General features: G+C 72.0%; 1 protein-coding gene and 1 pseudogene. Both read right to left on the reverse strand.

The annotated features are described in order from the left end of the window. A partial coding sequence (locus FV223_RS26840) for a DUF2254 family protein (RefSeq protein ID WP_147729765.1) occupies positions 1-1,333 on the reverse strand: 1,333 nt, incomplete at its 3' end. A 148-nt stretch (positions 1,334-1,481) separates the two neighbouring features. After that, positions 1,482-1,616: pseudogene (locus FV223_RS26845) on the reverse strand (alcohol dehydrogenase); the annotation flags it as partial. Positions 1,617-1,718 lie beyond the last annotated feature (102 nt).

Genomic DNA, 1,718 nt, shown 5'->3' on the forward strand with positions numbered 1-1,718 from the left:
CCGCGCCGTCGTCGAAGCCGCGCGTGGCCAACGCCGCGGCGAGGCCGTCGAGGGCGGCTTCGAGCTCGCGGGTCAGCACGTGCTCGCCGAGGGCGGAGAGCGAGCGCTGGGCGATGCCGGCGAGGCGGTCGGCCGTCGGCGCGGCGACGTGGCCGAGCAGGATCGCCAGGCTGTCCATCGCCTCGGCGAGGGTCTGGCACTGGATCGATTCCGAGGCGACGACGATCACCGCCTCCAGCGCATCGGTGGCCGCGGTCGGGGCGTGGTCGGCCAGGATCACGTGCGCGCCCAATGCCTCCGGCGGGTCGACCTCGCCGGGGCTCCAGCGGGCGACGATGTCGCGCAAAGCCAGGAGCACGACGCGGCCGGGGCTGGGGTTCGACTTCGCGGTCGAGACCGAGGTCCAGGCGATGGTCGCGAGCTGGTGCAGGCCGTAGCCGGCATCGTGCCCGAGGTCGCGCCCGTCGTCGAAGGTGAGCGCCCGCCCGCACGCGGCCTCGACCGCCTCCCGCGCTTCCGCTTCCAGCACGAAGCCCGGCCGGGCCCGGATGTCGAAGAGCGGGTCGCCGAGCGCCCGGAAGGTGCCGACCGGAACCCGCATCCGAACCTCGACGGCGTCCGGCGCGGCGCGCGCGATCGCCGCCTGGATCCGGTCGGCGTCGAGACCGACGACGTAGCCGCGCTCGGTCGCGCGCACCACCGCGCGGACGTCCCAGCCCGGCCGGGGCGTCCGGCGGGTGCGCGCGAGCAGGCGCTCGTCGTCGGCGCGGGCCTCGAGGATCTGCGCGTGGATGAACTGGACGATGCGCTCGGGCCGCATCTGATCGATGGTGTTGTAGAGCATCACGATGACGAGGCAGAGGGCGAAGGTCGTCATCACCAGCGCCAGGCTCGTGCCGAAGACCGGCCGGTGGAACTCGGTGTTGGTCACCAGGGTCATCAGCACGAAGACCGACAGGCCGACGAAGTAGCCGAAGTAGAACTGGTTGGTGCGCCGGGCCATGAACTGGTCGGTGACCTGCGCGGTGAGCGAGGCCGCGCCCTGCTGCACGGCGATGAGCAGCAGCGAGAAGGTGATCGACGTCACGGTGATGATGCTCGACGCCACGGTGGTGAGCAGGCCGCCGAGCGCGGCGCGGTCCCCGAGCAGCGCGCCGAGCCAGCGGAAGCCCGTGGGCGCCGCGCCCCCGGACCACGAGCGGTCGGCGAGGTAGACCAGCGCATTGAGCCCGACGAAGCCGACGATCGTCGCGAGCGGCAGTGCCAGGAACTGCCGGAAGGACCGCCGGACGGCGGCGACGACGCGGTTCGGGACCGTCTCGATGGCTGGCATGGTGGGTGGCGTTGCTCCTGTGTGCCCCCCCTATACGGACATCGACCCGAAAAGGACCGGCCGAAGCGCCAGAGCGACGGAAGCGGCCGCGCCTCAGGATGAGGGCGGTGGCTGGATCGCGGCCAAGATCGCCTCCTCGAAGGCGCCCTCAGGCGGTGCCCGCCAGCGCCGCGGCGTAGATCGCGCGCGCGTCGGCGCGGGTCACCGTCCGCGGGTTGTTCACCAGGAGCCGCGTCTGCTTCATCGCGTCGTCGGCGAGGCGGTCGAGGTCCGTCTCCGCGATGCAGGTCACCGACCAGTTCATGGCCCGGCGCACCAACCAGTTCTACTTCGGCTACTTCGTCGGCCTGTCGGTCTTCGTGCTGATGACCCTGGTGACCAACAC

The sequence above is a fragment of the Methylobacterium sp. WL116 genome (genome assembly GCF_008039455.1).
Classification (GTDB): Bacteria; Pseudomonadota; Alphaproteobacteria; order Rhizobiales; family Beijerinckiaceae; genus Methylobacterium.